This window comes from Allonocardiopsis opalescens (genome assembly GCF_003002095.1).
In the GTDB taxonomy this organism is placed as follows: Bacteria; Actinomycetota; Actinomycetes; order Streptosporangiales; family Streptosporangiaceae; genus Allonocardiopsis; species Allonocardiopsis opalescens.
Map to the genome: position 1 here is coordinate 218,377 of NZ_PVZC01000001.1, position 25,919 is coordinate 244,295.

The following is a 25,919-nucleotide window of genomic DNA, read 5'->3' on the forward strand; positions in this document are numbered from 1 at the left end:
GCCGGCCCGGCTCAGGTGGGCCGGCGCAGCGCCCGGCCGAGCAGCCAGCCGGCCGGGGCGCCGATCCCGAAGAGGAGCGCCGTCAGGGCGGACCGGCGCCAGTCGACGGCGAAGCCCGACAGCGGCACCTCCACCGCCAGCAGCAGGATGAGCAGCGCGGGCAGGGCCAGTGCCGCGAGCGCGTTGCGCCCGGTGCGGGCGCGCTCCGGCCGGCGGTGCACCAGTCCGGCGACCAGCGCCGCCAGGCCCGGCACCACCAGGTACAGCGGGCCGTAGATCATCATCTGGCTGTCCAGATCGCCGGTGTCCAGTGGCAGGATCACGTCGGAGCGCACCAGGAGCAGCCGCAGCTGCGTCGAGAGCGGTGCCGCGACGGCGAGGCCGACGACCAGCGCCCCCAGGCCCGCCAGCCACGACCAGACCAGGTCCATGTCGAATCCCTCCGCCCGCGTCAGCTCTGGACCGTGATCGTGTCGACGATCTGCTGGGTGAGTTCGGGGGTCATCGCCTCGATGCGTCCCTGGATCAGCACGAACCAGGCGGTCTCGTCGTTCTCGATGACGGTGACGTCGTGGGCGCGGCCGTTGTCCCGTTCGTCTTCGCCGATCCCGTAGGTGTAGCGGACCTCGGCGGCCTGGGTGGCGCCCGGCACCTCGATAGCGCCGCTGCCCTGGTGGGTGGTCGGCGTCTGGAACATGATCCCCGCGTAATGGCCGCTGATCATCGCTTCGGCCGGAGTGCCGTCGTACGGCTCGGAGAAGATCCGCATGATCCCGAGGAGCCTGTCGTCCTCGACCAGGCGGAAGCCGGCGGCGTCGCCTTCGGTGGCGTTCTCCTCCGGGATGGGCTCCCATGTCTCGGGATACGCGAAGTCGAGCGGACCCGCCGAGGAGCTGATGAAGCCCTCGGGTACGGGGGCCGCCGCGGCCGCATCGTCGGCCGCGTTGCTCTGCGCGGGTGCGGCCGGGTCCGCGCCCGCGTTCGAGCAGCCGGCCAGGGCCAGGGTGACGAGGGCGGCCATGGCGGCGCGCGTCCAGGTGGAGGGCATCGCGGAAATCACGTTCTCCGGGTCGGTCGGGGCGGAGCCGTACATCATGAGCAGTCTTCCCATTCGGTGTACTCCCGGGTGCCGCCGCCCGGCCGGTCGAGGTACTCGGCCCCGGTCAGCTGCACCGATTCGCCTGTGGTGCCGGCCGAGATCCCGAGGCCGACGCCCGCCTCGACGGATTCGTTCAGCGCCTCCTCGCTGGTCTCCTCCACCGCATAGGTGACCCGCGAGGACCTTGCCTGTTCGAAGAGCAGCCGGTCGAACTCCGAAGAGTCCTCGGTCAACTCGGATGGGGCCATGTCGTTCCAGGTCAGCTCGGTGGCCCGTTCGTAGCGCAGACCCAGCCACTCTTCGACGACCGCGCGGTCGCCCTCGGTTTCGACGGCGAGTTCGGTGGTGGTCACGATCTGCTCGCCGTTCACCACGGCGATCTGGGTGAGGGTCACCCCTGTCATCACTCCATCGGGGTCGTACTGGATGTTGAGCGAGCCGCGGCGAAGGGCGGTGTAGCCGATCTCATCGCCGACCGCGTCGGCGATGACGGGGTCCAGTTCGGCCTCGGCTCCGGCGTCGAACCTGCCGGACACCAGGAAGGTGAGGCTGTGGGCGCCGTCCGGATAGTCCTCACGGACGATGCGGGCGCTTCCGGTGGCGCCGATCTCGCCGCTGATGGAGGCGCTGGGAGTGACGTCCTCCGCGAGGGAGTCGGCGATCTGGGTGCCGATGTCCTCCGTGGTGCCCTCCGAGCCGGGGTCGCCGGAGCCGGACCCACCACCGGAGGCGCCGTCCGCTGCTCCGGTCGAGTCCTGGGGGCCGTCTCCGGCGTTCTCGGAGCCGGGGCGGCGGTCGGTCGGCCGCTCGTCGCCGGGGCTCGGTGTGCTGATGCCTCCCGAGGCGCCGGCGTGCACGTTGACCTCTCCTTCGGTCCTGCGGATGTGGGGCGGCGGGAAGTCGGAGGTGTCCGCGCCGACGATGGCGGTCCAGGCGTCGCCGGCCGCCTCGACCACACCGTCGACGAAGTTCTCGTCCTGCTCCTCCTCGTCCACGCCGATGGCGTCCTCGAAGCGCCCGGCGAGCTGGTCGGCCTCGTCGGTGTCGACCACCCAGGTGTCGCCGATGCCTCCTCCGACGGCGGCGCCGACCTCGGCCTGGAACTCGACGGAGACGCCCTGCCCGCCGGTCCGCTCCCAGCCCGCGCTGGCGCCGATCTCGCCCTCGTGGCCGAGGGTGAAGTGGGTGGTGCCGTCGGAGTAGTCCTCGCGGATCAGGTAGTAGCCCTTGCCGAGGTCGACGAAGGCGATGGTGAGGCCGACGTTCGTGCGGTCGGTGCTGCTGGTGAGCAGGCAGGCGTCGGGTTCGTACTGCTGCGCGCCCTGGGTCTCGCAGGACTCTCCCAGCTGGAAGAGGCGGCACAGCGCGGTCTCGACGTGCCCGCGGATGTCGGCGTTGGTGAAGGCGAGCGAGACGACGGCGATGAGCAGCCCGGCGAGCGTGATGAGGGCGGCGTACTGGACTCCGGCGGCGCCGGTGTCGGGAGCCGCCGGAGTCCGCTCCGGTCCGGGCGCCGGAGGAACGGGGGCGGGGTGGCTGGTCGGGGTCACGGACTCGTCCGGGTCGGCGCTCGGAGCGGGGGCTCAGTGGCAGCGGCGGGGGCGCCGGGGCAGGGGGAGGACGCGGTGCGGGCGCTGCTCTTCGGGGGCGGGGGCGCTGAAGAACAGGGCGTCGAGGGTGCGCACGAGATCGTCGTCGACGCCGCTGCCGGGCTCGCGCCAGGGCGGGGCGGGGCAGGCGCACTCGCCGTGCGGGTGCAGGCAGCGCGGGCAGGCGTGCAGCGAGGTGTGGTGGACGCAGCGGTCGCGGACCGCGCCTTCGTCCGTGCGGACGGCGGACCAGCCGGCCGCTCCGGCGAGCCGGCGGGCGGCGCGGAGCTGGTCGCCGACCGAGGCGTGCTCGCCGGCCCGCTCGCGGAGGAACTCGGCGGTGAACGAGACGGTGAACGGACAGCTGCCGGCCGGAGTCGAGGCGTCGCAACTCAGCTGGATGGTGATTGCCATTGTTTTCCGCTCCGCGAGGGCCTTTAGGATTCGGAATGAGAGGCGAAATCCGAATACCCGGATGAAATGATCTTGGGGGTGACGACCTACGCGTGGATTGAAGCAATACCGGGTGGTCGCCACCAGGGCAGGACGGGACAACACCAGGCACCACCGGACAACCGGACACGGATAAACTGCGGGAACGAAATCGCGGAGAATCTTCGGAGCGCCCCCCGTCCCTGCTCCGGGGTGAATCCCGTAAGGGAGTCGTGTGGTGGTGAGCCGTAGGTCCCGCCTGGTGCGGCGCCGGGTCGAACTCGGGCTGACCCAGGAGCGCCTGGCCGAACTGGTCCGCGTCGACGCGCGCACGATCTCGCGCTGGGAGAACGGCAGGTCCAGCCCTGACGAGTTCAACCGGCGCGACCTCGCCCGGGTGCTGGAGGTGCCGGCCCGCGACCTCGGCCACCTGCTCGCCTTCGTCGACGAGCCGGTCCCCGCCCCGGAGGAGCCCCCGGCCGGCGCCGGCGAGGAGCCCGGCGACGGCACCGTGCGCCTGCTGCTCACCGGCACCATCAGCCGGGAGGCCCCGCCCGCCGAGCCCGTCCTGGCCGAGGTCGCCGCGGGCGGCACGGTGGAGCTGCGCGGCCGGCTGTCGATCGACGCCATGCCCGTCGGCCGGCTGCCGCCGCCGCGGGCCGAGTTCGTGGTCAGGGACGACCTCCCGCGCGACCTCCCCGACTTCACCGGCCGCACCGCCCAGCTCGACGCCCTGCTCGCCGTCGCCCGCAGCCCGGCGCCCACGGCCGAGGCCTACGTGGTGTCGGGCCCGGGCGGCGTCGGCAAGACCGCCCTGGCGGTGCGGGCCGCGCACCGGCTCGCCGAGCACTTCCCCGACGGCCGCCTCTTCCTCAGCCTGCACGGCTACGCCGTCGGCCGCCGCCCCGTCACCACCCTGGAGGCGCTGGGCACCCTGCTGCGCGCCGTGGGGGTCCCGGCCGAGGCGCTGCCCGAGACCGTCGACGAACGCGCCGCCCTGTGGCGGGCCACCCTCGCCGACCGCCGGGTGCTCGTGGTGCTCGACAACGCCGTGTCCAGCACCCAGGTGCGCGAGCTGCTGCCGGCCTCACCCGGCTCGCTCGCCCTCGTCACCAGCCGCAGTGACCTCTCCGGCCTGGCCGGGGCACGCCACCTGTCCCTGGACATGCTGAAGCCGGCCGGCGCCGAGGCGATGCTGGCCGCCATCCTCGGCTCCGAGCGGGTCGGCGGCGAACCCGCCGCCGTGCGCGAGGTCGTCCGGCTGTGCGGCGGCCTGCCGCTGGCGCTGCGGATCGTCGCCGGGCGGATGGCCAGCAGGCAGCGGTGGACCTTCGCCCACGTCGCCGAGCGCTTCAAGGACGAGCGGCGCCGCTTCGAGGAGCTGCGCGCCGACGACCAGAGCGTCGCGGCCGTGTTCGCCGTCTCCCACCAGAGCCTCAGCCCGCTGCGGCGCCGCGCCTTCCTCCTGCTCGGGCTCATGATCGGCACCAGCGTCGACGCCTACGGCACCGCCGCCCTCCTCGACATCGACCCCCACGAGGCCGACGACGTCCTCCAGGACATGGTGAGCGCCTGCCTCCTCACCGAGGAGCCCGCGGGACGCTACCGCTTCCACGACCTCATCGGCGCCTACGCCCGCCAGCGCGCCCTCGCCGAACTCACCGCCCCCGACCGCGCCGCCGCCCTGCGCCGCTTCACCGACTACTGCACCGCCACCCAGCACCGCGCCGCCGAACTCCTCGACCCGCTCGTGCACGACTACCGCCTCGACATCAGCGCCCAGCCCGCCCACAGCCCCGGACTCCCCGACGTCCCCGCCGCCGTCGCCTGGCTGGACGCCGAACGCGAGACCATCACCGCCCTCATCGAGCACGCCGCCGCCCACGGGCGCCCCCGCCTGGCCTGGCAGCTCGCCTACGCCTTCTGGCGCTACTGCTTCGTCCGCGGCCACACCGACCTCTGGCTCAGCACCCACGAACGCGCCCTCACCGCCACCCGCGCCGCCGGCGACGACGAGGGCACGGCGATCACGCTGACGAGCATGGGCGCGGCCGACTACCTGACCGGCCGCTTCGACCACGCGATGGAGGCCCTGAACGAGGCGCTCGGCCTCTTCGCCGGGCTCGGCGACGAACGGGGCCAGGCGCGCGCCCGGATCAACCGAGGGGCGGTGCTGGAGTACGTCGGCCGCTACTCCGACGCGCTGCGCGAGTGGAAGCCGGTGCTGGCCACCATGCGCGAGACCGGCGACCGGCGGCGGGAGGCGTCGCTCGCCGCCAACGTCGCCCACGCGCAGCTCGCCCTGGGCAGGCTCGACGAGGCCGTCTCCTACGCACGCGCCGCCCTGGACATCGAGCTGCCCGGCTGGTCGTCCACCCACCCCCGGGCGCTGTGGGTCCTCGGCAGCGCCTACTGCAGGCTCGGCGACCACGCCGCCGCCCGCGAGCACCTGGACACCTCCATCGAGCTGTTCGGCGGCTTCGACGCGGCCGGAGAGGCCTACGCCCGCAGCAGCCTCGGCGTCCTCCTGCGCGAACAGGGCGATCTCGACGGGGCCGTCGCCGCGCACCTCGCCGCCCTCGACCTGTGCGTGAAGAGCGCGCAGCGGGCGGCCGAGGCCGACGTGCTGAATGAACTCGGTGCCACCTACACGCGCGCCGGCCGCCCGGCCGATGCCGCCGAGGCGTACGGCCAGGCGCTCATGCTGGCGCGCGACCGGCGGGACCGCCACGCCCTGGGGCTCGCATTGCTCGGCCTCGGAGCGCTGCGCGCCCGCGGCGGCGAGGCCGCCGAGGCCGTCCCCCTGCTGACCGAGGCCCTGGACGTCCTGACCGGGCTCGGTGTGCCCGAGGCCGAGGAGGCGCGCGCCGAACTGCTGGCCGTCGACGGCGGCGCGCACGCCGTCTCCACCGAGGCGCGGGCCGGCGGCGCCGCCCGCGACGGCGGCTGACCGCCCCCGCCCTGCCTGGCCGGGCCCGGCCGCCCGCTGGCCGCGAGTGGACGCAAGACCTTCGAAAGCGAGCCGAAAGCGTAGGGTCGTAGCGTCAACGAAAGTCTGTGGCGTCGCTCCCGCGCAGCTCCGTGCGCTGGAAGAGTCGTGGAGGAAGTACATGCCAGTCTTGTCGCACCCGTCGCGTTCGGACGACCTCTCGGTCGAGCTGGAGTTCCGCATCCTCGTCGGAGAGGTGCGACCCGGCTCCACGCCCGCGGAGCGCGGTTTCGAGGGCCCGCTGCCGGTCCTCGACTCCCTCGGCGTGACCGAGGACCCCATCGAGCCGGAGCGCAAGGCCGCGGCGCCGCGTAGGAACAAGGCCGCCGTGGCGCCGCGCAAGAACGAGGAGCGGCAGGCCGAGGCCCCGGCCCCCGCCCCGAGCAAGGGCGACACCGCCGAGTAGCCCCCGGGTGGAAGCGGCGCCCGACTCCGTGCACGCGGCCCGGCATCCGCCCGGCTGCGTACCGGCGTGGGTCCGGACGCGCTTGGTAGGCTTCGGCGCGTGGAGTTCGGGGTCCTGGGCCCGGTCCAGGCATGGCAGGACGGGCGCCCCATCGAAGTGGGGAGCCCTAAACAGCGCTGCGTGCTCGGTCTGCTCCTGGTCGACCTGGACAGGGAGGTCCCGCTCGACCGCCTGGTGGACGCCGTGTGGGGCGACAAGCCGCCGCGCAACGCCCGCGGCGGCCTGCAGGTGCACATCTCCCACCTGCGCAACGTCCTCCCCGCCGACACCATCAAGACGACCCCCGGCGGCTACCTCGCCTCGGTCGATCCGGAGGCGGTCGACCTGCACCGCTTCCGGCGGCGCGTGGCGGAGGCGCGCGGCTCCGACGAACCCGAGACGGCGGCCGCGTTATGGGACGAGGCGCTGGAGTGCTGGCGCGGCGACCCGCTGTCGGGGGTCGGGTCCGATCTGATCGACCATTCGGTCCGCGAGCCGCTGCTGGAGGAGCGCTGGGAGGCCGTGGAGGCCCGGGCGGGAGCGCTGCTCCGCGTCGGCCGCTACCGCGAAGTGATCTCCGATCTCACCCGGATGACCGGTGAGCAGCCCTTCCGGGAGCGGCTGCACGTCCTGCTGATGGCCGCGCTGCAGCGCGGCGGGCAGCGGGCGGCCGCTCTGGAGGTCTTCCGCCGGGCGCGCCAGATCTTCATTGACGAACTCGGCATCGAGCCCGGCCGCGAGCTTGTCGAACTGCACGGCCAGATCCTGCAGGACGACCCCGGGCTGGTGGGCGTCTCACCGGCCGTGGGCAGGGGCGACGACGGGGCCGCGGGCGCCCCCGCCGAGCCCGGTGAGGCGGCCGCCCCCGACGTCGACTTCGACGACCGGAACGACCTGCCGAGGGACACCCCCGACTTCACCGGCCGCCAGGAGGCGCTGACCACCCTGCTGCGCGTGGCCGAGCGCGGCGCTGAGCGCGCGGAGGTCTGCGTCATATCGGGACCGGGCGGCGTCGGGAAGACCGCTCTGGCGGTCCACGCCGCGCACCGGCTCGCCGACCGGTACCCCGACGGCCGCTTCTTCATCGACCTCTACGGGCACTCCGCCGGGCGCGAACCGATGACGATCCTGGCCGCCCTGGGCACCCTCCTCCGCGCGCTCGGGGTGAAGCCGCAGTCGGTGCCCGAGACGGTCGACGAGCGCGCCGCCCTCTGGCGGGCGCTGCTGAACGACCGCCGGGTGCTGGTGGTCCTCGACAACGCGGCCTCCAGTGCGCAGGCGCGGCCGCTGCTGCCCGCCGCGGTCGGCTCACTGGTCCTGGTGACCAGCCGCAACGACCTCTCCGGGCTGGTCGGCGCCCGGTACCTGTCGCTGGACATGCTCCGGTCGTCCACGGCCACGGCGATGCTCACCGCGATCCTGGGCGCCGAGCGGGTGGAAGCGGAGCCGGAGGCGGTCCGGCATGTGGTCGAACTGTGCGCCGGACTGCCGCTGGCGCTGCGGATCGTGGCCGCCCGGATGCTCAGCCGGCCGCGCTGGTCCTTCGCGCGGGTCGCCGAGCGGCTTAAGGACCAGCGGCGGCGCTTCGACGAGCTGCGGGCGGACGACCAGAGCGTGGCGGCCGTGTTCGCGCTGTCCTACCAGAGCCTCAACCCGGCCCAGCAGCGCGCCTTCCTGCTGCTCGGGCTGATGATCGGCACGAGCATCGACGACTACGGGGCCGCGGCCCTGCTGGGAGTGGACCCCCGGCGCGCCGACCAGATCCTGCAGGAGCTGGTCAGCGTCTGCCTGCTGAACGAGGAGGCGGCCGACCGCTACCGCTTCCACGACCTCATCGGGACCTATGCCTGGCAGCAGGCGCTGGAGCAGATCGCCGAGACGGAGCGCGAGACGGCGCTGCGGCGGCTCAGCGACTACTACCTGTCCACCGCGCGGAAGGCCGCCGAACTGCTCGACCCCCAGGTCCACTCCTATGAGCTGGACATCCGGTCGACGCCCCCGTACGAGCCGGTGCTGTCCGATGTGGCCGACGCGGTGAGCTGGCTCGACGAGCAGCGCGAGATCATCTCCGCGCTGATCGAGTTCGCGGCCGCGCACCGGCGGCCCCGGCTCGCCTGGCAGGTCGCCTACGCCTTCTGGCGCTACTGCTTCATCAAGGGGTACACCGACCTGTGGCTGAACACCCATCAGCGCGCCCTCGCGGTGACCCGTGCCGAGAAGGACGACCAGGGCAGCGCGATCACGCTGGTGAGCCTCGGTGTCGCCTGGTACCTGTCCGGGCGGGTGGACACCGCCCTGGACAGCCTCAACGATGGGCTCGACGTCTTCCGCTCGCTCGGTGACGAGATCGGCCAGGCACGGGCGCACATCAACCTCGCCGGGGTGTTCGAGCGCATGGGCCGCTACGCCGACGCGGTGCACGTCTCGGAACAGGCGCTCGTGTGGATGAGGAGCACCGGGGACCGGCGCCGCGAGGCGATGCTGCTCGGCAACATCTCGCACCTGAACTACCTGCTCGGCAACTACCGGGAGGCCGTCTCCTACAGCCATGCCGCGCTGGACATCGAGATCCCCGGCTGGGCCTCCACCCGCCCGCGGGCGCTGCGCACCCTGGGCGCGGTGTCGGTCCGCACCGGCGACTACGACGCCGCGCGCCGCCACCTGGAGTCGGCCCTGGAGATGTTCGACGACCTCGGCGACCCGGCGGGCGAGGCGTTCACCCGCAGCCACCTCGGCGTCGTGCAGCGCGAGCTCGGCGACCTCGACGCCGCCGTGAAGTCGCACCTGGCCGCGCTCGAGGCGTGCGAGCGCAGCGCGCAGCGCGTCGCCGAGGCCGATGTGCTCAACGAGTTGGGCGCCACCTACGCGCGGGCCGGCCGGTTCACCGAGGCCCAGGAGTCGCACGAGCGCGCCCTGCTGCTCGCCCGCGGCCGCCAGGAACGCTACGCCGAGGGCTACGCCGTACTCGGTCTGGGCCGCCTGCTGTCGATGTCGGGCGAGATCGCGAAGGCCGAACCCCTCCTCCGCGAAGCCCTGGAGACCTTCGCGGAGTTGGGGGTGCCCGAGGCGGCGGAGGCGCGCGTGGAGTTGGAGGGGCTGCGGGCGGCGGGGTGAGGGCCGCGGCTACCAGCTGGTGGCGACGGGCTGGCCCTCGGTGAAGCCGGCGGGGCTCTGGAGGCCGATGAGGGCGCGGTCGTGGAAGGACTCCAGGTCGGTGGCGCCGGCGTAGGTGAAGGCGCTGCGGACGCCGGCGATGATCTGGTCGATGAGGTCCTCGACGCTGGGGCGCTCGGGGTCCAGGTACATCCTGCCGGTGGAGATGCCCTCTTCGAAGAGGGCCTTGCGGGCGCGGTCGAAGGGGGAGTCGTCGGCGGTGCGCAGCCGGACGGCGCGGGCCGAGGCCATGCCGAAGCTCTCCTTGTAGCGGCGGCCCTGGGGGTCGCGCTGGACGTCGCCGGGGGATTCGTAGGTGCCGGCGAACCAGGAGCCGATCATCACGTTGGCGGCTCCGGCGGCCAGGGCGAGGGCGACGTCGCGGGGGTGGCGCACGCCGCCGTCGGCCCAGACGGAGCGGCCCAGGGCGCGGGCCTGCGCGGCGCACTCGACGACGGCCGAGAACTGGGGGCGGCCGACGCCGGTCATCATCCGGGTGGTGCACATCGCGCCCGGGCCGACGCCGACCTTGACGATGTCGGCGCCGGCGTCGACGAGGTCGCGCACGCCGTCGGCGGTGACGACGTTGCCGGCCGCGACCGGCACCCCGGGGTCCAGGGCGCGCACGGCGCGCAGCGCGCCGAGCATCTTGTCCTGGTGGCCGTGGGCGGTGTCGACCACGAGGACGTCGACGCCGGCGTCCAGCAGTTCGGCGGCCTTGGCGGCGACGTCGCCGTTCACGCCGACGGCGGCGGCGACGCGCAGCCGGCCCTTGGCGTCGACGGCGGGGCGGTAGAGGGTGGAGCGCAGCGCGCCGGTGCGGGTGAGCACGCCGACGAGGGCGCCGTCCGGGCCGACGACGGGCGCGAGGCGGTGCCGGAAGTCGTGCAGGGTGTTGAATGCCTCGCGCGGGTCGACGTCGTCGCGCAGGGTGAGCACGTCGCCGGACATGACCTCGCGCAGCTGGGTGAAGCGGTCGACGCCGTGGCAGTCGGCCTCGGTGACGACGCCGAGCGGGCGGCGGGAGGCGTCGACCACCACGACGGCGTTGTGCGCCCGCTTGGGCAGCAGGTTCAGCGCCTCGCCGACGGTGCTGTCGGGGCCGAGGGTGAGCGGGGTGTCGTGCACCAGGTGGCGGTCCTTGACCCAGCCGACGACGTCGCGCACCACCTCGATCGGGATGTCCTGCGGGATGACGGTGAGGCCGCCCCGGCGGGCCACCGTCTCGGCCATCCGGCGCCCGGCCACCGCGGTCATGTTCGCGACGACCAGCGGGATGGTGCCGCCGGTGCCGTCGGAGACGGAGAGGTCGACGTCGAGCCGGGAGCTCACCGAGGACGGGCGGGGCACCATGAACACGTCGCTGTAGGTCAGGTCGCGGTCGGGCGTGGTGTCGTTCAGGAAGCGCACGTGTTCACCTCAGCACCGGGCGGGCCGGGGACGCCGAATAGCGCTCCCGGCCCGGGCCGAAAGTCCGTTTACCCGTTCATCATGCCCGATAGCGACGATCGGCTAGACCCGCGATCCGTTTCGCGACGGGGTGCCGGCCTCCTCGGGGCCCGTGCCGGGGCCGCCGCGGGCGAGCACCCAGGGCACCCGGGGCTCCACCGCCCAGCGGGTGGCCCAGCGGACCGGCCGCGAGGCCAGCAGCAGGGTGAGCAGGACGGCCGCGCCGGTGTTCACCGCCAGGCCCGCGTAGCCGTCGACCGCGTCGTACCAGCCCGCCATCTCGGCGATCCGGATCGGCAGGCCGTGCAGCAGGTACACGTACATGGTGGTGGCGCCCAGCGCGGTGAACCAGGTGCGGCGGCGCGGCGCGAGCGCGAGCACGCCGAGGGCGAGCAGCCCGGCCGCGGCCAGGAAGCCGGCCCGCACCAGCAGCCCGGGGGTGATCGGCGCGTCGCGGGTCTCCAGCGTCTCGCGCCACAGCACCCACTCGGTGCTCAGGTCCGGGATCAGCACGAAGGTCGCCGCGAAGGCGGCGGCGAACAGCAGCACGGCCGCGACCCGCACCCAGCGGCGCCGCAGCGCCTCCAGGTGCTCGGGGCGCAGCGCCAGGCCGAGCACGAAGAACGGCAGCAGGCTGAGCACCCGGCTCATCGACATGTCGAAGCCGAACTCCTGCACACCGGTGGCGAGCGAGACGCCGACGGCCACCGCCACCGGCCAGCGCAGCCGGCGCCACAGCGGCACCGACAGCCGCCACAGCAGCAGCGCCAGCAGGAACCAGGTGATCCAGACGGGTTCGAGCGGGCTGGGCGGCGCGCTGTCGCCGGCCAGCAGCTGCTGGCCGGAGTAGAGCGCCCAGAAGATCAGGTACGGCACCGCCACGCCGGTGAGCAGCCGGTCGACCCGGCGCGGGGCGCCGTCGAAGGACTTCGACAGGTACCCGCAGATCAGCACGAACGCCGGCATGTGGAAGAGGTAGATCCAGAAGTACAGGGCGTCGGCGAGCCGGGTGTCGCGGGCCGGCGAGATCGCGTGGCCGATGACCACCAGCGCGATGAGCAGGAACTTCGCATTGTCGAGCAGGACGTCGCGGGAGGCGGGCTCCGGCGGTGCCGGGCCGGCCCGGTCGGTGTCGCGGGGCTCGGTGGCGGCGCGAGGCGCCGTGGGCTCGCAGGTCGTCACGGAAGACTCCGGGTCGGTTGGACACGATTGCGGGGTGTTACCAACGGTGACCTGAACGACCGTACTAGATAAAACCTCTAATATCTCGCGCGAAGCTGTGATTTGACTGGGACGGGAGTCACGGCAAGCTAACGGCAAAGTGAACAGTTCGGGGAAATTCGTACTGAAGCGTCCCGGTACGTCAGCCCGCCCGGACGGCGGCCAGCATCGCGGCGGCGATCGCGTCGACGTCGTCCGCGCCGGTCACGAAGGGCGGCATCGTGTACACGAGGTCGCGGAACGGCCGCAGCCACACGCCGTGCGCCACCGCGGCGCGGGTGGCCGCGGCCACGTCCACCGGCCGGTCCAGCTGCACCACCCCGATCGCGCCCAGCACCCGCACATCCCGCACGCCGGGCAGCGCGGCCGCCGGGGCGAGCCCGGTCCGCAGCCGCTCCTCGATCCCGGCCACCTTCCGCCGCCAGTCCGTGGCCAGCAGCAGGTCGACGCTGGCCAGCGCGACGGAGGCGGCCAGCGGATTGGCCATGAAGGTCGGGCCGTGCATCAGCGCGCCCGCCCCCGCGTCCACCCGCTCGGCCACCGCACGGGTGGTCAGCACCGCCGACATGGTGAGGTAGCCGCCGGTGAGCGCCTTGCCCAGGCACATGATGTCCGGCGCGATCCCGGCGTGGTCGCAGCCGAACAGCCGCCCGGTACGGCCGAAGCCGGTGGCGATCTCGTCGGCGATCAGCAGCACCCCGAAGCGGTCGCACAGCTCGCGGACGCCGCGCAGGTAGCCGGGCGCGTAGAAGCGCATCCCGCCGGCCCCCTGCACCACCGGCTCCAGGATCACCGCCGCGATCCGCTCGCCGTGCCGCTCCAGCGCCGCCTCGATCTCGGCCAGGTAGGCGGGGTCGGGCTCGGCGCCGTAGCCGGGCGGCGGCGCGGAGACGAACACGTGCTCGGGCAGCACGTGCCGGAACAGGTGGTGCATCCCGCCGACCGGGTCGCACACCGCCATCGCGCCGAAGGTGTCGCCGTGGTAGCCGCCGCGCACCGTCAGCAGCCGGGTGCGCCGCCCACCGCCGCCGTCCATCCAGTACTGGAGCGCCGTCTTGATCGCGACCTCCACCGCCACCGAGCCGGAGTCGGCCAGGAACACCTCGGTGAGCGCGCCGGGCGCCAGCTCGGCCAGCCGCTCGGCCAGCGCGACGGCGGGCGGGTGGGTGAGCCCGCCGAACATGACGTGCGCCATCCGGTCCAGCTGCTCGCGGACGGCGGCGTTGAGCACCGGGTGGTTGTAGCCGTGCACGGCCGCCCACCACGACGACATGCCGTCGACCAGCCGGGTGCCGTCGGCCAGCCGCAGCCGCACGCCCTCGGCGGCCACCACCGGCAGCACCTCGGGCGGCTCGACCCGGCCCGCGTAGGGGTGCCACAGCCGGGCGCGGTCGCGGGCGAGCAGATCTGCGATCCGGTCGGGCGGCAGCGGCGGCTCCATGGAGGCCGACCCTACCGGCGGCCCGCGGCCGCCCCCGCGGGCGGGGCGCGCCCACCGGGCGACCGCGGCGCGGCCGCGTCCGCCCCGACCAGCACAATGATGCGCATGCGCCCCGAGCTTCCGCGCCTGTGCCGCCTCCGCCGGCCCGGCATCCCGTTCCACCCGCTGGAGCGGCGGCTGCTGCTGGCGTGCGTCGGCGTGACCGGGCTGACCTTCGTCGGCGTCGCGCTGCGGGTGATGGAGGGCCAGGCCGACCAGACCATCGCGCTGCTGGCGCTGCCGGTGCTGCTGTGGATCACCCGGGGCCGGCTGTACGCGCACCAGCGGGTGAACGGCGTGCGGATCAGCGAGAACCAGTTCCCCGAGGTGCACCGGATGGTGGTCGAGGCGTCGGCCCGCCTCGGCCTGCCCCGAGTGCCCGACGCCTACGTCGTACTGGGCAACGGGCGGGTGAACGCGCTGGCGTCCGGGCACGGCCTGCGCCGCTTCGTGGCGGTCAACAGCGATCTGTTCGAGATCGGCGCCGTCGGCGGCGACAGCGACGCGCTGCGCTTCGTGATCGGGCACGAGGTCGGCCACATCGCCGCCGGGCACGCCTCCTACTGGCGCCAGCTCGGCCTCTCGGTGGCCAACCTGATCCCCTTCGTCGGGGTCTCGGTGAACCGCGCGCAGGAGTACACCGCCGACAACTGCGCCTACCTGTACTGCCCGGAGGGCCGCCACGGCCTGCGGGTGCTGGCGGCCGGCAAGTACCTGTACCGGTCGGTGGACTTCCAGGCCATCGCCGACCGCGCCCACACCGAGCGGGGCTTCTTCATCTGGCTCGTCAACGCGCTGTCCAGTCACCCCGTCAACACCTGGCGCTTCGCCGCGCTGGCCGACCGGTCCCGCCCGGGGCGGGTGTTCTGAGAGTTCACCCTGGTTGGCGGTACGCTGAGTGGTTCGTCCTGGTCCGGTCAAGTCAGCGTGTCGGATTAGCGTTTCCGCAGCTGACGGGTGAACATCGCGACACATCCGCCAGCGCGACGGCCCGACCGGGGTCGTCCGGTCCGGCCAAGCCGGTCCGTCGAAACCGTCACGGAGATCTCAGACGTGCCTGTCTACGATCGCGCGCGTGCCCGCCTCGCCCTGCCGATCGCCCTCGCGGCGGTCCTGGCCGCCGCGGCCGGCTGCTCGGGGGCCGACGACCGCGCCGCCGGCAATGACGCGTCGGGCCGGATCGCCGTCGAGCCCGACTGGATCGAGGGCCTGGAGTTCCGCGAGGAGACGCTGGAGTCCGGGCAGGTCACGGCGACGGCGCGCCACCCGGTGGTGCCCGGCGCCAACCCGTTCACCATCGACGTGCACTCCACGATCGCCGAGCAGCAGAGCGCGTTCGTCGCCGAGTTCGCCGGCGGCGACGCGCCCGCCGTGCTGCGGTCCGACACCGCGCTGCTGGCCGCCTCGGGCACCGTGCTCGGGGCCAGGATCGTGACCGACCGCTCGGCCGCCGTCCCCGGCGAGGAGCCGGGCAGCGGCCCGGCGGGCCGCTCGGCGACCACCCGCTGGTACGACGCGTCCACCGGCGAGGCGTTGCCGTGGACCGCGCTGCTCACCGGCCGCAACGCCGCCGACCGGCTCGGCGTGCTGGTCGCCGCCGAGCTGCTGGAGCGCGGCGACGTCAACCGCGAGCGGGTGCTGGAGACCTGGCCGGACGCCGCGGTGGCCGAGGGCACCGCGAGCCCCGTCCCCACCGCCGGGGCCACCGCCCGCCCGGCCGAGCGGCCCACCGGCGGCATGTTCGACAACGTGCCCGAGGACATCACCCCGCCCACCCCGCCCGCGCCGCCGGCCTCCCCCGGCACCGTCCTCGCGCCGGAGGAGGCCCGGGTGCTCGCCGAGGAGCTGGCCGCCTCGCCGCTGGACGACATCGGCTTCGACGGCGCGGGCGGGATCGTGGTCGGCTTCGGCCCCGGCGAGTTCACCGCGGCCGACGCCGGCGAGGTGCGCGTCACCGTCGAGCGCGCCGGGACCGACCCGCTGCTGTCGGAGTTCGGCCGGCGGGTCCGCGACCAGGCCGTGGCCGGCACCCGCCGGCTCGAACTCGGCGCCGCCGCCGACGACCCGGTGCCGTCCAGCACCGTGGACTGCCTGCGGGTGCCGTGCGCCGCGCTCACCTTCGACGACGGCCCCGGCGAGGGCACCCCTGCCGTGCTCGACGCGCTCGCCGAGCGGCAGGCCCGCGGCACCTTCTTCGTGATGGGCCAGCTGGCGCCGGAGTACCCCGAGCTGCTGCGGCGCATGGTCGCCGAGGGCCACCAGATCGGCAACCACACCTGGAAGCACGACGACCTGTCGACCATGAGCGCCGAGGCCGTCCGGGAGGACATCGAGCGCACCGCCGACGCCATCGAGGCGGCGGCCGGGGTGCGGCCCACCATGGTCCGCCCGCCCTACGGCGCCTACACCCAGGAGACCCTGGAGGCCCTGGGCGCACCGGCCATCCTGTGGAGCAACGACACCATGGACTGGCACAGCCGCGACACCCGCCGTACCGTGACCGTGGCCACCGAGGAGACCCGGCCGGGCGGCATCGTGCTGATGCACGACATCCACCCCGAGACGGTCGCCGGGGTGCCCGACATCATCGACGGCCTGCTGGCCCGGGGCTTCCGGCTCGTCACGGTCGGCGAGCTTTACGGCGAGAACCCGCCCGGACCGGGGGAGGCGTCCGGCTGCCTGGACGGCTGCGTCTCCCCGACCGGCTACTGAGCCGCCGGCCGGCCGAGCGAAGCGGGGCAGGTGAGCAGAGCTCCTTAGGGGAAAGACCCGGGAAGGCGGCCGGTGCACGGAGGCCGCTTACCGGAGCGGAAAGGGCAGGATGGACACGTGCTGGAATCAACCCCGTCGGCCGTGACCGCGCCGCACCACCCCGAAGCCCGCGAACGCGCCCACGACTCCGCGGCGGCGGCCACCCCGCGTCCGGTCGGCGGCGTGGTCGAGTCCGAGCCGTCCCCGGGACCCGAGCCGGTGCCCATCGGGCCGCCCACCCGGCTGCGGCACTGGACGGTCACCACCGCCGACGGCGTGCCCATCGACACGGTCATGTGGCAGCGCCGCGACACCCGCCGCGACACCGCGATCGTGATGGCGCACGGCTTCACCGGCACCTGGCGCAGCCCCGACATCCGGCGGCTGGCCCGCTTCCTGGACCACCGCGGCGACGTGATGGCCTTCGACTTCCGCGGCCACAAGTCCTCGGGCGGCGTCTCCACCATCGGCGACCGCGAGGTGCTGGACCTGGACGCCGTCGTCCGGCACGCCCGCGGCCTGGGCTACACCCGGGTGGCCACCATCGGCTTCTCGCTCGGCGCCGCCGTGGCCATCCGGCACGCCGCCCTGTTCGGCGGGGTGGACGCCGCCGTCGCCGTCAGCACGCCCAGCCGCTGGTACTACCGGGGCACCCGGGCGATGCGGGTGCTGCACTGGGGCGCCGAGCACGACCTGGGCCGGCTGGTGCTGCGGGTCTTCCGCGACGTGCGGGTCACCACCGTGCCCTGGGACCCGGTGCCGCCCTCGCCGCTGGAGGTGGTGGCACGGGTGGCGCCCGCGCCGCTGCTGCTGGTGCACGGCGACATCGACCACTACTTCCCGCTGGAGCACGCCTACCGGCTCTACGAGGCGGCGCGCGAGCCCAAGGAGCTGTGGGTGGAGCGCGGGCTCAGGCACGCGGAGGCGGCGATCGGCAACGACCTGATCGGCCGGGTGGCGGGCTGGCTGGACCGCGCGCTGCCCGAGGCGGCCGAGTCCGCGCCCGTCGCGGCCGAGGCCCGCGTCGAGCCGCCCGACGCGCCCGAGCCCGCGGCCGAGGCGCCCGCGTCCTGACCCGCCGGGCCGCGGCGGGAAGCCCGAGGTGGCGAGCGTGATCACGAAGCCGTACAACTGAGGGGATGAGATCCCCCGAGGCCGAGGCCCGACCCGGCGGACGCGGCGCGGGCGGCATCCGCTCCCGGTCCTTCGCCCTGCTGCTGCTCAGCACGATCGCCGCCTTCGGCGGGCACAGCCTGCTGCTGCCGGTGGTGCCGCTGCTGGCCGAGGCGGGCGGCGCCGGCGACCTCGGCGCGGGCGCCACCACCGGCGTCTTCATGCTCACCACCGTGGTCACCCAGCTCGGCATGCCGGCGCTGCTCGCCCGGGGCGGCTACCGGTGGACGCTGGCGGCCGGCTCGGTCCTGCTCGGCGCGCCCGCGCCGCTGCTGGCGCTCGGCTCGGACCTGTGGCTGGTCATCGCGGTCTCCGCGGTGCGCGGCGTCGGCTTCGGCATGGTCACGGTGGTCGGCAGCGCGCTGGCCGCCCGGCTGGTCCCGCCCGGGCAGCTGGGGCGCGCCGTCGGCCTGTACGGCTTCGCGCTCGGCCTGCCCAACCTGCTCTGCCTGCCGGCCGGCGTCTGGTTCGCCCTGGAGGTGGGCTTCGCGCCGCTGTTCGTGCTGGGCGCGGTCCCGCTGCTGGGCGCCGCCGTGGTCGGCGGGATCAGGGTCGCGCCGCCGCCCCCCGGCCCGGCCGGGCGGCCGGCGCCGGCGCCGCCGGGCGGCCGCGCACTGGCGCTGCTGCTGCTCGCGCCGACCCTGGTGATGCTGGCCGGATCGGTGGGCTTCAGCGTGGTGGTGACCTTCCTGCCGCTGGCGCTGCCGCACGTGGTCGCGGCGGTGCCGGGCGCGCTGTTCGCCTTCAGCTGCGCGCTGATGGCCACCCGCTGGCTGGCCGGGGCCGTCAGCGACCGGGCCGGGCGCCCGGTGCTGCTGGCCGCCGGGCTGGCCGCGGCCGCCGCCGGGTCCGGCGGGCTGCTGGCCGCGATGGCGGCCGGCGGCTGGGCCGCGGTCGCGCTGCTGCTGGCCGGGGCGACCCTGTTCGGCGCCGGCTTCGGCACCCTGCAGAACGACGCCCTGGTGATCATGTTCAACCGCTCGGGCCCCGAGGGGCGCGGTACGGCGAGCGCGATGTGGAACATCGCCTACGACGCCGGCACCGGCCTGGGCGCGGTGCTGGTCGGCGCCGCCGCCGAGAGCTTCGGCTACCCGGCGCCGCTGGCCGCGATCACCGTGCTGATGGCGGCCTGCCTGCCGGTCGCCCTGGCCGTGCGCACCGGCCCGCGCCGGCCCTGAGCCGGGGCGGCGGTGCCGGCACGGCGCGCCGGTCAGAAGACCGAGACGTGCACGTGGTCGTAGTGGTTCTGGGTGACGCTGCCGCGGTCCTCCATGCCGCGCCAGCCGGCGCCGGGGTTGCGGGCGTCCCAGATGCGCTGCTGCCAGATGACGTACATGACGCCCAGCGACGAGGCGTTGTTCTGCAGGTAGGCGGCGATCTCGTCGCCGAGCGCGGTGTTCTCCGCCGAGGGCATCGCCCCGCCCGAGCTCATCATGAAGTCGCAGGCGCGGCCGGAGCCGTGCTCGCCGGGGTCGCCGGGGCGCATGCAGCCGACCGGGTACGGGAGGCTGAAGTTGCTCACCACGGCGTCGCGGACGGTGGCCATGCGCGGGGTGACGTCGTAGTAGCCGGGGCCCGCGGCGGCGCCGGGGTCGGTGCTGCCGCTGCCCGCGGTCTCGCCCGAGGCGGCGTTCTCGGCGTCCTCCGCGCGGTAGCGCTCGATCATCTCGGCGACCTCGTCGCGCTGGCTCTCCAGGTCGTCGACCAGGTCGCTCGCGTCGGCCAGCCGCTCGTCGGCCTCGGCCCGCGCCTCCTCGCGCTCCTCGACCAGCGAGATGTAGGAGTCCAGCTGCTCGCTGTTGTTGCGCGAGACGTAGTCCATGGCGGCGAGGTCGGCGAGGAAGCGGTCGGGGTCGTCGCTCATCGTCATCTGGAGGGTGGGGTCGAAGCCGCTGGTCATGTAGTTCACCGCGGCGAGCTGCGCGACGCCCTGGCGGGCGGACTCCAGCTCCTGCTCGGCCTCGCTCAGCCGCTCCTCGGCGCGCTCGGCGGCGTCGCGAGCGTCGCGGTACTGCTGCAGCTCGCCGTCGTACTCCTCCTCCAGTTCGGCGGCCCGCTCGTTGAGCTCCTCCAGGCTGGGCTCGTCCTCGGGTTCGGCCAGCGCGGTGGGGGCCGGCGCGAGCACGGCGATGGCCAGCGCGGCCGCGAAGGCGGCGGCGGTCCTCCTGGCGCGGGTACCGGCGCTTGCGTCGGCACCGCGCGAACCTCCGCGTCCGGTGCTGTCGGCGACGTCCACACACGCTCCTCTCAAGGTCCGCCCGGCGGGTGTGCGGGGGCTCCGCCGCGGCGGGGCCGCCAGGGGGAGCCGGTCGGCGGCTGGGGCGCGGGGGCAGGGGGCGTCCCGGTGGCCGGCTCGGGGGCGGGCGGCGCGTATCGGGCGATTATCCCGATCCGTCCTGAAGCGGGCCACAGCGTAACACAACCGTGATCTCGTCCGATTCCGCTTCGGGGAATCCGGCCCGGCGGGCGGCCAGAGCGCCTTCGTGCTTGTTCTTGACAAGCGCCGTGCGTCGAGTAATAATCAACGAGTCAGTTGAACAACAGGTTGGTTGTAAATAAGTCGGCGGCGACGCCGGGACAGGAGCGCACCATGGCTGCCACGGAGATCACCATCGAGCCGGGCCGGCACGACATCGTGATCACCCGCGTCTTCGACGCCCCCAAGGAGCGGGTCTTCCGCGCCTTCACCGACCCCGAGCTGTTCAAGCGGTGGAACGGGCCCAGCGGGTACGACACCGTGCTGGACCGCTGGGAGGCCGAGTCCGGCGGCACCTGGCGCTACGTCAGCCGCGGCGAGCAGGGCGAGTTCGGCTTCCGCGGCGTCTTCCACGACGTGGTGCCCAACGAGCGCATCGTGCAGACCTTCGAGTTCGAGGGCATGCCCGGCCACGTCTGCCTGGAGACGGCCACCTTCGAGGAGGTCGACGGCCGCACCCGCTACACCGGGGTCTCGGTCTTCCAGAGCGTCGAGGACCGCGACGGCATGGCGGCGTCGGGCATGGAGAGCGGCGTGAACGACGGCTTCGACAAGCTGGACGAGCTGCTGCGGGAGCAGTGACGTCCCGGCGCGGGCCCGGTACCGGTCGGCCGCGACCGGCACCGGGCCCGCGTGTGAAGGGAAAGTTTCGGGAATGTCGCCGCCCCTTTACAGCCCGTGTCGGTCCGGTTTAACCTCCGGATGGGTGTGGGAGCGCTCCCACAGGGTGGTCACGGCGGATGCGCTCCCCGCTCCACGGGGGTCCTTACCGCGACCGTCTCTTGAGGAGCCAGCCATGCCCCGCAGACCCGTGCGCGCCGCCTTCGCCGCCGGCGCCGCCCTCGCCACGGCGGTGGCGGCCTTGGCCGCCGGCGCCGGACTCCTCGGCCCGGCCCCTGCCGCCGCCGACACAACGGCCGCCGCCGACGACACCTTCTACGTCAACCCCGAGATGAGCTCCGCCCGCTGGGTGGCGCAGAACCCCAACGACAGCCGCACGCCGGTGATCCGCGACCGGATCGCCTCCGTCGCGCAGGGCACCTGGTTCACCAGCTACAACCCCACCCAGGTGCGCGGCCAGGTCGACGCCCTGGTCGGCGCGGCCCAGGCGGCCGGGCAGATCCCGATCATGGTCGTCTACAACATCCCCAACCGCGACTGCAGCGGTGCCAGCACCGGCGGCGCGCCCAGCCACAGCGCCTACCGCTCCTGGGTGAACGAGGTCGCGGCGGGCCTGGAGGGCCGCCCGGCCACGATCATCCTGGAACCCGACGTGCTCGCGCTGATGGGCAACTGCATGGACTCCGGCCAGCAGGCCGAGGTGATGGCGTCCATGGCCCACGCCGGTCAGGCGCTGCGGGCCGGCTCCCCGCAGGCGCGGGTCTACTTCGACGCCGCGCACTCCGCGTGGATGGAGCCCGGTGAGATGGCGGCGCTGCTCAACGGCGCCGACATCGCCGACAGCGCGCACGGCATCTCCACCAACGTCTCCAACTACCGCAGGACCGCCGACGAGATCGCCTACGCGCAGGCCGTCATCGCGGCGACGGGCGTGCCCTCGCTGCGCGCGGTCATCGACACCAGCCGCAACGGCAACGGCCCGGCCGGCTCGGAGTGGTGCGACCCCGCCGGGCGGGCGATCGGCACGCCCAGCACCACCCAGACCGGCAATGCCGCGATCGACGCCTTCCTGTGGGTCAAGCTGCCGGGCGAGGCCGACGGCTGCGCCGGCGCGGCCGGGCAGTTCATCCCGCAGCTCGCCTACGACATGGCGATGGCCGCGCCCGACCCCGGCCCCGACCCCACCGACCCGCCGGATCCCACCGACCCGCCGTCGGCGGGCTGCACGGCCTCCTACGCCGTCGCCAGTGAGTGGGGCGGCGGGTTCACCGCCAATGTGACGGTGACCAACACCGGCACCGCGCCCATCGACGGCTGGACGGTCAGCTGGACCATGCCCAGCGGCCAGCGGGTCGCCAGCGCGTGGAACGCCGAGGTCGCGCAGAGCGGCACCACCGTCACCGCCCGCCCGGTGACCTGGAACTCCGTCGTCCCCGGAGGGTCGAGCGTCAGCTTCGGCTTCCAGGCCAGCCGCTCGGGCGGCAGCGCCCAGGCGACCGACCTGAGCTGCCAGGCCGGCTAGCGGCCGCCCGTCCCGGCGCCCGGGCCCTCCTCGCGGGGGGCCCGGGCGCCGCCGTGCCCTCCCCCCGAGGGAGGCGGGAACTTGCGGTGCGCCGCTAATGTCGTCGTGTGCGGTCGTTGAGTGGTCTGTGAGGCGCGCGCTCGCCGCCGGGCCGACGACCCGAGCGCGCCGAACCCGCTACGGGAGCGAGGCAAGGAAGTGGGGATGATCTGTCCGGCCTGCGGGGCCCGCTATCCCGTGGGCACTCCGGTGTGCCGGCGCGACTTCCAGGTGCTGCGGCCTGATGTGCCGCCGGCCGAGCCGTGGGCGGCGCGCGGGGCGAACGCCACCGTCGCCTACCCGGTGCGGCCGCTGCGCGCGGCGGAGCCGGCCGGGCGGCCGCCGGAGCCGGTCGCGGCCGGGACCGGCCACATGCTCTGCTCCGACCCCGACTGCGGCGCGGCCTACATCGGCAGCGGTGACGTCTGCCCGTACTGCGGCAGCCCGGTCTCGCGGCTCACGCCCGAACCGGCGCCGCACGCGGCGCCGAGCGCGCCTCCGGGGCGCTCGGGGCTCCAGTTCCCGTGGGGGATGCTGGTGGTCGACCGCGAGCCGGTGCGCATCGGCCGGGAATCGGCCGACCGCGCGCTGGTCAGGGAGCTGGACCGCTACGACAACGTCTCGCGCCAGCACGCGGTGGTGTGGCGCGACGGCGCCCGGCTGTGGGTCAGCGATATGGACTCCTCCAACGGCACCTTCGTGAACGGGCGGCGGCTGGCGGCGGGCATCCCGCGGGAGTTGAACGCGGGCGACATCGTGCGCTTCGCCGCGGATCTCAGCGCCGTGGTGGTGGGCGGACCCCCGGGCGGGGGAGCCGGTCCGGGGCTGCCCGAGGGCCCCTTCGACGGCGGCCGGCGCGGTGACGGCGGCCGCTTCGGCTGAGTCCGCGGCCCGCGACGGACGGTGATTGCCCAGCTAGTCGGGTGTGCCGTCGCCTTCGTCGGCCTGAGAAACCTACCCGGCTAGTTTCGTCGCCACCTGAGGGGTACGACAGGGCTCGTTCGGCTCTGCTCGATAACGCACGGCTGTCCGAAGTTAACTGATATGTGCGATCAGGTAGCGCCGACGCTTCATATGGTGGTTAGGTTTACCGCTGAAGCGGGCCGTGTTGTCGGAGGCGGAAGTCCGGCCGGTTCGCACCGGCCCTCGCGGGTCTAATCGGGGTGAAGGGAGCGCGCGATGTCCTACCTGCGTGTGGAGGTTCCGGAGATACCGGAGCGCCGCTCGGAGATCGTGCCGGCCCGGATCGCCCGCAAGGTCGCCCCCCTGTTCGGCGTCGACTGGGAGGGCTCGCCGCACGGCATGACCTGGGTGAGCGACTTCGCCCAGATCACCCTGAACGAGATCGCCCGCGGCGCCCCCCGGCTGTCCAAGGAGGAGGAGCAGGCGCGGCAGCGCTTCGTCGAGGCGACGGACGGCACCGACCCCTCCCCGTTCGCCGAGCACACCCAGGACGGCCTGTCGGTGCTCGGCGACCCCACCTCCGAGCAGGGCCAGGTGGTCGGCCGGGGCGTGCACGCCGACGGCCAGCTGCGGCTGGAGATCGCCAACGCCACCCTGAACAAGTACGGGCCCGACACCAAGGCGGCCGTGGTGCTGTCCGGGGCCAATGTGCTGTTCAGCAAGATCACCGAGGACATCGGGGTCGCCCTGCACTATCTGCGCAAGACCGAGTCGGGCGCGGCCCTGGACTCCGAGGTGCAGGTGGCGGCGCACGCCGCGCTGCTGCTCTTCGCCTACCGCGCGCAGCCCGCCCTGTTCGTCGCCGCCTCCCAGGCGCGCGAGGTGCAGCACGCCCTCACCGCCACCCCCTTCGACATCGGCGGCATCGGTGAGCTGCCGCTGGCCCGGTGCGAGCTGAGCGGCGTCACCGCCCCGGCCGCGAACCGCAGGGGCAGGGGCCGGCAGCGCGGCGGCGCCGCCGCCAAGGACACCATGCAGCCCGCCACCTTCGAGGTGGTCGACGACACGATCGAGGAGCTGGACCTCCAGTTCGTGCACCCCACCGCCGGGCCGCAGACCGAGGCGGGCCGGCACGACGGCAACCAGCCCGACCCCGCGCTGAGCCGCCGCACCCTCGCGGGCCTGCTGATCCGCACCATCCTGCGCCTGGGCCGGGCCGACTCCCGGCTCGGCCTGCTGCGGGTGCACGAGCACGCCCCGGGCCGCCGCCGGCTCGAGGTCTTCGTCACCTCGCTGCGCTTCATCAACGACTACCTGCGCCAGGCCCAGCCGCTGCTCGACCAGGAGCTGCGCCGCCAGGTGAGCGACGGCGACGCCGAGGAGGCGGCCCGGCTGGCGGCGCGCTTCGCGCCCCGGCTGCTGCCCAAGCTGCCCGCCACCGCCGAGCTGGAGCGGATGCGGGTGCAGACCAGGCAGACCGTGCTGGCCGCGCTCTACATGGCCGCGCGCTACGTGCAGCAGGACCGCGACCTGCGCCGCCTGCTCGACGTGCACCAGGGTGTGGCCGCCGCCGAGCTGCCGGCCACCGCCGCCTACGCGCTGCGCCTGCGCGACCTCGCCGAGAAGCTGCTGCCCGAGGACGACCCCGTGCGCGCCGAGATCACCGCGCACGCCGCGATCGGGGTGATCCGCTTCGGCCAGGACCGCGCCGGCAAGACCGGCGAGCTGGCCGAGGAGGTGCGCACCCTGCGCGCCACCGACGAGCGGGTGCTGGAGCTGGTGCGCGCCGGGGCGATGGACGTCGGCACCGGGCTCGACCTGCTCAGCCGGATCGCGATCGCCGTCAACGCGGTGCACGTCATGCAGCGCACCGCGCCCGACCCGGCGCTGCCGCCGGCCGAGGAGCTGAGCGCGCTGCTGCGCGAGCGCTGGGACCACTTCAACGCCGAGCTGGCCTCCTTCAGCCACGACGACCAGCGGCTCGACTACTACCGGCACAACTACGCCGGCTTCCTGGCCGCGCTGACCGACTCCGAGAACGACCTGCGGGCCGCGCTGCGGCTGTTCCGCGAGAAGGTGCTGCCGGAGCGGTGGACGTACTACCAGGAGGCCGAGTGGTACATCGGCTGGCGGCTGTCGGCGCAGGTCGCGATCAGGGCCGGGGTGGCCCTCGCCGCACTGCTGGCCGAGCGGGGCGCCGCCGACCTCAAGGACGAGCTGACCGCCCTGCACGACCTGCTGGTGCAGGTGGAGTCCGACCCGCAGACCCTGCAGAGCGTCCGCTCCGACGGCGCCGTCTCCATCGGGGTGGTCATCGCGGCCGAGTCGCTGGCCCTGGGGCACCTCGCCCTGCTGGAGGCGCGGGCGGCCGGCACCCTGGCCGAGCCGATCCGCGAGGACGTGGTCGGCCCCGAGCGGCTGGACCAGCTGCTCGACCTGATCGAGCGCTACGTCGGCGAGCGCGACGGCGCCGGGTCCGACGGCGCCTCGGCCTGGGCGGCCCACCGCCGGCGCGCCCTGGAGGGCTACCGCGCCCGCCGGGCGGCACTGGCCTGAGCCGGCTCAGTCCTCGTCGTC

At 74.2% G+C, this 25,919-nt stretch carries 19 protein-coding genes; 11 read left to right on the forward strand and 8 right to left on the reverse strand.

Translation table 11 applies throughout. The annotated features are described in order from the left end of the window. Window positions 1-11: 11 nt before the first annotated feature. The 4 genes from CLV72_RS00930 to CLV72_RS00945 are packed head-to-tail and all read right to left on the reverse strand — an operon-like array spanning window position 12 to window position 3,102. Window positions 12-431 (reverse strand): hypothetical protein, encoded by a 420-nt coding sequence (locus tag CLV72_RS00930; RefSeq protein ID WP_106237581.1) that lies wholly within the window; start codon window positions 429-431, stop codon window positions 12-14. A gap of 20 nt (window positions 432-451) precedes the next feature. Next, window positions 452-1,111: a hypothetical protein gene (locus tag CLV72_RS00935; RefSeq protein WP_146159304.1), complete on the reverse strand. Its 660-nt coding sequence runs from the start codon at window positions 1,109-1,111 to the stop codon at window positions 452-454. Then, a complete protein-coding gene (locus CLV72_RS00940) occupies window positions 1,093-2,649 on the reverse strand; it encodes a hypothetical protein (RefSeq protein WP_106237589.1) in 1,557 nt (518 codons plus the stop codon). Before CLV72_RS00940 ends, CLV72_RS00935 begins: the two co-directional genes overlap by 19 nt. 33 nt (window positions 2,650-2,682) lie before the next feature. Next, window positions 2,683-3,102, reverse strand: coding sequence for a hypothetical protein (locus CLV72_RS00945; RefSeq protein ID WP_106237593.1), 420 nt, complete (start codon window positions 3,100-3,102; stop codon window positions 2,683-2,685). A 259-nt stretch (window positions 3,103-3,361) separates the two neighbouring features. Between CLV72_RS00945 and CLV72_RS00950 the strand changes: the two genes are divergently transcribed. The 3 genes from CLV72_RS00950 (at window position 3,362) to CLV72_RS00960 (ending at window position 9,668) form a co-directional block, all read left to right on the forward strand. Continuing rightward, window positions 3,362-6,070 (forward strand): ATP-binding protein, encoded by a 2,709-nt coding sequence (locus CLV72_RS00950; RefSeq protein ID WP_170140834.1) that lies wholly within the window; start codon window positions 3,362-3,364, stop codon window positions 6,068-6,070. Window positions 6,071-6,230: 160 nt separating this feature from the next. Further along, window positions 6,231-6,515, forward strand: a complete 285-nt coding sequence (locus CLV72_RS00955; protein WP_146159305.1) for a hypothetical protein — start codon at window positions 6,231-6,233, stop codon at window positions 6,513-6,515. Window positions 6,516-6,614: 99 nt separating this feature from the next. Then, window positions 6,615-9,668 carry an AfsR/SARP family transcriptional regulator gene (locus CLV72_RS00960; protein WP_146159306.1) on the forward strand — a complete coding sequence of 1,018 codons (3,054 nt, stop codon included), beginning with the start codon at window positions 6,615-6,617 and terminating at the stop codon, window positions 9,666-9,668. A 9-nt stretch (window positions 9,669-9,677) separates the two neighbouring features. On the opposite strand, the gene CLV72_RS00965 is transcribed toward CLV72_RS00960, so the two are convergent. The 3 genes from CLV72_RS00965 to CLV72_RS00975 all read right to left on the reverse strand — a co-directional run bounded on the left by CLV72_RS00965 (window position 9,678) and on the right by CLV72_RS00975 (window position 13,818). Further along, window positions 9,678-11,117: a GuaB1 family IMP dehydrogenase-related protein gene (locus CLV72_RS00965; protein ID WP_106237606.1), complete on the reverse strand. Its 1,440-nt coding sequence runs from the start codon at window positions 11,115-11,117 to the stop codon at window positions 9,678-9,680. A gap of 102 nt (window positions 11,118-11,219) precedes the next feature. Next, window positions 11,220-12,338 (reverse strand): acyltransferase family protein, encoded by a 1,119-nt coding sequence (locus tag CLV72_RS00970; protein ID WP_106237609.1) that lies wholly within the window; start codon window positions 12,336-12,338, stop codon window positions 11,220-11,222. Between the two features lie 181 nt (window positions 12,339-12,519). Further along, window positions 12,520-13,818, reverse strand: coding sequence for an adenosylmethionine--8-amino-7-oxononanoate transaminase (locus CLV72_RS00975; protein WP_106237613.1), 1,299 nt, complete (start codon window positions 13,816-13,818; stop codon window positions 12,520-12,522). A gap of 105 nt (window positions 13,819-13,923) precedes the next feature. Between CLV72_RS00975 and CLV72_RS00980 the strand changes: the two genes are divergently transcribed. The 4 genes from CLV72_RS00980 to CLV72_RS00995 all read left to right on the forward strand — a co-directional run bounded on the left by CLV72_RS00980 (window position 13,924) and on the right by CLV72_RS00995 (window position 18,959). Further along, window positions 13,924-14,727 carry a M48 family metallopeptidase gene (locus CLV72_RS00980; protein WP_106237616.1) on the forward strand — a complete coding sequence of 268 codons (804 nt, stop codon included), beginning with the start codon at window positions 13,924-13,926 and terminating at the stop codon, window positions 14,725-14,727. A gap of 183 nt (window positions 14,728-14,910) precedes the next feature. Then, window positions 14,911-16,569, forward strand: a complete 1,659-nt coding sequence (locus tag CLV72_RS00985; protein WP_106237620.1) for a polysaccharide deacetylase family protein — start codon at window positions 14,911-14,913, stop codon at window positions 16,567-16,569. Window positions 16,570-16,827: 258 nt separating this feature from the next. Next, window positions 16,828-17,682, forward strand: coding sequence for an alpha/beta hydrolase (locus CLV72_RS00990; protein WP_245929896.1), 855 nt, complete (start codon window positions 16,828-16,830; stop codon window positions 17,680-17,682). Window positions 17,683-17,747: 65 nt separating this feature from the next. Beyond that, window positions 17,748-18,959 carry an MFS transporter gene (locus tag CLV72_RS00995; RefSeq protein ID WP_106237624.1) on the forward strand — a complete coding sequence of 404 codons (1,212 nt, stop codon included), beginning with the start codon at window positions 17,748-17,750 and terminating at the stop codon, window positions 18,957-18,959. A gap of 32 nt (window positions 18,960-18,991) precedes the next feature. Here CLV72_RS00995 and CLV72_RS01000 read toward each other — a convergent pair whose 3' ends face one another. Then, complete coding sequence (locus tag CLV72_RS01000) at window positions 18,992-20,017, reverse strand: coiled-coil domain-containing protein (protein ID WP_245929794.1); 1,026 nt, start codon at window positions 20,015-20,017, stop codon at window positions 18,992-18,994. Between the two features lie 354 nt (window positions 20,018-20,371). On the opposite strand from CLV72_RS01000, the gene CLV72_RS01005 reads away from it, so the two are divergent. The 4 genes from CLV72_RS01005 (at window position 20,372) to CLV72_RS01020 (ending at window position 25,898) form a co-directional block, all read left to right on the forward strand. Continuing rightward, window positions 20,372-20,839 carry an SRPBCC family protein gene (locus tag CLV72_RS01005; protein ID WP_106237627.1) on the forward strand — a complete coding sequence of 156 codons (468 nt, stop codon included), beginning with the start codon at window positions 20,372-20,374 and terminating at the stop codon, window positions 20,837-20,839. A 214-nt stretch (window positions 20,840-21,053) separates the two neighbouring features. Next, window positions 21,054-22,400, forward strand: coding sequence for a glycoside hydrolase family 6 protein (locus CLV72_RS01010; RefSeq protein ID WP_106237631.1), 1,347 nt, complete (start codon window positions 21,054-21,056; stop codon window positions 22,398-22,400). A gap of 204 nt (window positions 22,401-22,604) precedes the next feature. After that, entirely contained in the window at window positions 22,605-23,321 is a 717-nt protein-coding gene (locus tag CLV72_RS01015; protein ID WP_106237635.1) for an FHA domain-containing protein, read from the forward strand. A gap of 297 nt (window positions 23,322-23,618) precedes the next feature. After that, window positions 23,619-25,898, forward strand: a complete 2,280-nt coding sequence (locus tag CLV72_RS01020; RefSeq protein WP_106237639.1) for a hypothetical protein — start codon at window positions 23,619-23,621, stop codon at window positions 25,896-25,898. The last annotated feature ends 21 nt before the right edge of the window (window positions 25,899-25,919 follow it).